The sequence below is a fragment of the Burkholderia sp. E168m23 genome (assembly GCF_016586125.1).
Taxonomy (GTDB): Bacteria; Pseudomonadota; Gammaproteobacteria; order Burkholderiales; family Burkholderiaceae; genus Burkholderia; species Burkholderia orbicola.
In genome coordinates this window covers 1-5429 of record NZ_BCPP01000472.1, presented here as the reverse complement: position 1 = coordinate 5429, position 5429 = coordinate 1, and the positions used below count along the sequence as shown (strand labels likewise).

The window sequence follows — 5429 nt, the reverse complement described above, 5'->3', positions numbered from 1 at the left end:
ATACGGGTTGAAGGGCGTTGACGGTGCACGCGCCGCAGCCGCGTGCACGACGACCCTCACATAACCGGCCGGCGCGGCAAGCGCGGCCACGGAGACATTCATGAGCAAACGCGAAGCGATCATCCCGGCCGGCATGGAAGCCGTGTACGAAAAAATCGGCTATGCACCGGCGATAAAGGTCGGCGATACCGTTTATGTGTCCGGCCAGATCGGCCGCGACGCGGCGATGCAGCTGGTCGAGGGTCGCGAAGCCCAGATCGTGCAGGCGTTCGAGAACCTGAAGCGCGTGCTGGATGCCGGCGGCGCATCGCTCGACGACGTGGTCGACCTCACGACCTTCCATACCGACATGCGTGACCTGCCGCTGTTCATGCAGGTGCGCGACCGCTATTTCCATGCGCATCCGCTGCCGGCGTGGACGGCCGTCGGCGCGCACATGCTCGGCGGCTCGCCCGGCTATATCGTCGAGATCAAGGCGATGGCGGTGCTGCGCGACTAGTCAATGCGGTGCCCGCGGTTTTGGCGCGTGTATCGGCTTTCCCTGTACGCGAATCAATCAAGAGAGAACGGAGGGGTGGAATGGCGTCGATGCTCAACGGTAGAACTCGTCGTGGTGGATGGCGTTTCGGCATGGCTGTCGCGGCATCCGCGGCCGGCATACTGATGGTGTCCGGTTGCAACGACAACGAAGTCCAGAATGCCGGAGGCGGCACGGCCGATGCCGCGTTGACCTGCGATCAGACGATGAAGGCGAGATTCGCGCCGGATGCGAACACGGCGGTGATCGCGGTGAAGTCGTTCAAGGCGGGCGATCCGCTGGTGCTCGATGCGTCCGCGGTCACGTCCGCGACGCCCGTCGCCGGCAACAGCCTGTGTCTCGTCAAGCTGAACGTCGGGCCGGGCCACGCGGGCCCGTCAGCCGCACCGTCGACGTCGGCCGGCATCGGGATGGAAATCTGGCTGCCCGCGCCGTCGAACTGGAATCGCAGGATTCACAACCTCGGCGGCGGCGGGTGGCAGGGCGGTGCGTACGGCGACCCGACGAAGATTGCCAGCGCGGGCGCGACGCCGAACGCCGCGACGATCGCGGCGTCCGAGGGCGCGGTGGTAGGCACGACGGATACCGGGCACGCGATCCAGAACGGATCGTTCGCGATGAATCCGGACGGCACGATCAATACGACGCTGTGGAACGACTTCGCGCAGCGCAGCCTGCACGAACTGGCGCTCAAGACGAAGGCGCTGGTCGCCGCGTACTACGCGACGCCGCAAAAGTATGCGTACTGGGACGGCTGCTCGACCGGCGGCCGGCAGGGCTACAACGAAGCGCAGAACAATCCGTCCGACTACGACGGCTACCTGAACGGCGCGCCTGCGTTCAACTGGTCGAAGTTCATTACGGGCGAGCTGTATCCGCAGGTCGTCGCGCAGGTCGATCTCGGCGGCGTGACGCTGACGGATGCGCAGCAGTCGCTGCTGTCGGGGGCGGCGGTCAGCGCGTGCGACACGGTCGGCGGCCAGCATCTCGGTTACCTGATGGACCCGGCCCAGTGTCGTTACGATCCGACCCAGGACGCGAACGTACTGTGCTCGGGCGTGAAGATCGGCACCGTCACCGGCACGAACGCGACGGCCGCGTGCGTGACGGCCGCGCAGGCCACCGCGATGAACAAGACCTGGTACGGGATGACGCGCGATGGCTCGGTGCCGAATCCGGCGCTCGACACCGGCACGGCGACGTCGCTCGCCAGCAACCAGATGTGGTTCGGGCTGATGCGCGGCACGGGCACCGGCGCGCTGGCCGGCGCGACTCCGTTCAGCATCTCGACCGACCTCGTCGCGCTGGAGCTGCAGGACCCGACGATCGCCGGCGCCGGCTTCACGAACGCGACCGGCAACGGCGCGAACAAGTGGAAGGGCCTCGGCTATGCGGGTCTTGCGAACGCCTATGACCAAGGGATCGCGCTGCAGTCGTCGTTCGGCAACATCAATACCGATAACCCGGACCTGTCGGGGCTCGTGAAGCACGGTGCGAAGGTGCTGCATTACCACGGTCTTGCCGATCCGCTGATCACGCCGTCGGGCAGCATCCACTACTACGAACGCGTCGCGAGCCGGATGGGTGGCATACCGGCGGTGCAGCAGTTCGACCGGCTGTTCCTCGTGCCGGGCATGGGGCATTGCAGCGGCTATGGCGGTGTCAACGGCACGGCCGGCCCGGCGCAAACCGCCAATACGGTGCCGTTGCCGCATGCCGACCGGCAGGACCTGTATGCGCAGTTGGTCAACTGGGTCGAAAACGGCAACGCGCCCACGAGCATCAAGCTGACGTCGGCGGACGGCAGCGCGAGCCAGCCCGTGTGCATGTATCCGACGAAGGCGACGTACAACGGTTCGGGATCGATCCGGGACGCGGCGAACTATTCGTGCAAATGACGGGCGAGCACGCTGCGGCATGTCGCGTCGCGATTGCCGGTGCATGTCGATGACGGGCGGCCTCGGCGCGGGGCCGAGCTTCGCGAACAGCTCGGGCATCCTCGTTCAAGACGTTTCGCCGGCGCGCCGCGTCACGCGAGCCGGAATTTCTTGCGCAGGCTCGAATCGACCGGGCCGGCCGGCATGAAGCGTCTCAATTTGCCCAGGAGAGACGCCTCTCCAGAAGGCGCGCGTCGCATGCGCCACGCGCCGAGCGCGGCCTCGACGATGGTGGCGGCCACGCCGTCGGGCTCGGGCGCGGCTTTCACGTTGTCGACCACCGCGCGCGCCGCCAGCGTCCGTTCGCGGTCATAGTCGGCGATCTTCGCGTTCGCGTGCGGCGCATTGACGTCGAGGCTGGTCCGCGTAAACGACGGCTCGACCAGCGTCGCACGAATGCCGAATTGCCGAACCTCGTGATCGAGCGTTTCGGTCAAGCCCTCGACCGCATGCTTGGACGCCGCATAGAGGCCCATGTACGGCGCGGGCAAGAACCCGAGCACCGAACTGACGTTGACGATGCGTCCGCCGCGTCGGGCGCGCATGTGCGGCAGCACGGCCTGTACCGTGCGCAGGATGCTGAATACGTTGGTGTCGAACAAGGCGGCCGCCTCGGCCAACGACGTTTCCTCCACCGCCCCGATCAGGCTCGTGCCCGCATTGTTGACGAGCACGTCGATACGCGCGGCGCGATCGACGATCGTACGGATTCCAGATTGAACGGACGCATCGTCGCGGACGTCCATTTCGATCAGCTCGACGCCGGCGACGGGCGCGGTTCGGGCAATGCTGCGCACGGTGCCGAATACCCGGCACCCGCGTTTGGCGAACTGCTCGGCGGTGGCGCGTCCGATGCCCGAAGACACGCCGGTCACGACGACAACGGTAGGGTTCGACATGGTTGTTTCCTTCGAGCGGATGAATGATGGAACGGTCAGTTGCGTGCGTCGAGCGTGGCCACAAGCGTGGAGTCGGGCAGCGACGCCGGTTCGGGCTCGCCGTGATGCGAACCGGCGGTGCGTCCCGGCCCGATCCTGAACCAGATCGCGTACATCGCCGGCAGGAACACCAGCGTGAGGATCGTGCCGGCGAACGTGCCGCCGATCAGTGTGTACGCGAGCGTGCCCCAGAACACCGAATGCGTGAGCGGGATGAACGCGAGCACGGCCGCCATCGCGGTGAGGATCACCGGGCGCGCGCGCTGCACGGTCGCTTCGACGACCGCATGGAACGGGTCCAGCCCGGCCTGTTCGTTCTGATGGATCTGCCCGATCAGGATCAGCGTGTTGCGCATCAGGATTCCCGACAACGCAATGAGCCCGACCAGCGCGTTGATGCCGAACGGCTGCCGGAACAGGATCAGCGTCGGCACCACGCCGATCAGCCCGAGCGGGCTCGTCATGAACACCATCACCATCGCCGAGATCGAGCGCACCTGGAAGATGATGATGAGGAGCGTGATCGCGAGCATGATCGGGAACAGCGGCAGCATCGCCGTCGTCGCCTTGCCCGATTCCTCGATGGAGCCGGCCTGTTCGATCCGATACCCGCTCGGCAGCTTGTCGACGATCGGCTGAAGCTGCTTCGTGATCGCGGCCGATACGTCCGGCGGCTGCAAGCCCTCGGCGATGTCGCCGCGCACCGTGACCGTCGGCACGCGATCGCGCCAGCGCATGATCGGTTCCTCCATCCGCACGTCGACCTTGCCGACCTGCGACAGCGGAATGCGCTGCCCGTTCGCGCCGGCGAGCGTGAAGTCGTCGAGGCGCGCGGGGTCAAGCCGCGCATCGCCGCCCGAACGCGCGATCACCTGCACGGTCCGGATATCCTCGCGCACCGCGGTGACCGGCACGCCGGTGAGCAGGAACTGCAACTGCTGCGCGACCGCGCTGGACGTCAGTCCGACCGCCTGCAGGCGGTCCTGCTGCAACGTGAAATGCAGCGTCGGCGCGCGCGTGCCCCAGTCGGCATTGACGGTGCGCATCATCGGGCTGCCGTTCATCACGTTCCCGACTTCCGACGCGATGCCGCGCAGCGTGTCGGGATCGGGGCCGGTGATCCGGTATGCGACCGGGAACGGCGAATACGGGCCGAACACGAGTTGCGTGACGCGCACGCGGGCTTCCGGCGCGAGGCCGTCGGCGACGGCGCGGCGCAGGCGGGCCTTCAATGCGTCGCGTTCGTCCTGACTGTCGGTGCGCACCACGATCTTCGCGAACGACGGGTCGGGCAGCTCCGGGCCCATCGCCAGGTAGAAGCGCGGCGCGCCCTGGCCGACGTACGCGGTGACGATGCGCGCTTCCTTCTGCTTCGCGAGCCATGCCTCGACCTTCGATGCGGCGGCACTCGTTTGCGAAATCGACGTGCCGTACGGCATCTGCACCTCGACGAGCACCTCGGGGCGGTCGGAGATCGGGAAGAACTGCTTCTTGACGACCGCCATGCCGAGAATGGCGAGGACGAACAGGCCGACGACCGACCCCGCGACCAGCCATTTGCGCGCGATCACGCGCGTCAGCACCTGGCGGAAACGGTTGTAGCGCGGCGTGTCGTAGATCGCATCGTGGCCGCCTTCGATCTTCCTGAAGTCGGGCAGCATCTTCACGCCGAGGTACGGCGTGAACACCACCGCCACGACCCACGATGCGATCAGCGCGATCCCGACGATCCAGAACATGTTGCTGGTGTATTCGCCGGCGGTGGAGCGCGCGAAGCCGTTCGGCATGAAGCCGACCGCGGTCACCAGCGTGCCGGCCAGCATCGGCGCGGCCGTGTGGCTCCACGCATAGGCCGATGCGGCCACGCGCCCGTAGCCTTCCTCCATTTTCACGACCATCATTTCGATCGCGATGATCGCGTCGTCGACCAGCAGCCCGAGCGCGAGGATCAGCGAGCCGAGCGTGATGCGGTCGAAGTTCTTGCCGGTGGCGGCCATCACGACGAACACCACGGCC

Annotated in this window: 4 protein-coding genes; 2 read left to right on the top strand and 2 right to left on the bottom strand. The window is 66.8% G+C overall.

All coding sequences use genetic code 11. The features are described from left to right. Positions 1 to 100: 100 nt before the first annotated feature. The gene (locus tag JMF90_RS22355) at positions 101 to 499 is read left to right on the top strand and encodes a RidA family protein (protein ID WP_011545508.1); all 399 of its coding nucleotides are present in this window, start codon (positions 101 to 103) and stop codon (positions 497 to 499) included. A 131-nt stretch (positions 500 to 630) separates the two neighbouring features. Further along, positions 631 to 2436: a tannase/feruloyl esterase family alpha/beta hydrolase gene (locus JMF90_RS22350; protein WP_235349343.1), complete on the top strand. Its 1806-nt coding sequence runs from the start codon at positions 631 to 633 to the stop codon at positions 2434 to 2436. A gap of 131 nt (positions 2437 to 2567) precedes the next feature. Here the strand turns inward: JMF90_RS22350 and JMF90_RS22345 are convergent, their stop codons facing one another. Both JMF90_RS22345 and JMF90_RS22340 read right to left on the bottom strand, forming a co-directional pair. Beyond that, positions 2568 to 3374: an oxidoreductase gene (locus JMF90_RS22345; protein ID WP_200160215.1), complete on the bottom strand. Its 807-nt coding sequence runs from the start codon at positions 3372 to 3374 to the stop codon at positions 2568 to 2570. A gap of 35 nt (positions 3375 to 3409) precedes the next feature. Then, positions 3410 to 5429, bottom strand: a 2020-nt coding sequence (locus JMF90_RS22340; RefSeq protein ID WP_201325441.1) for an efflux RND transporter permease subunit, incomplete at its 5' end; no start/stop codon positions are given.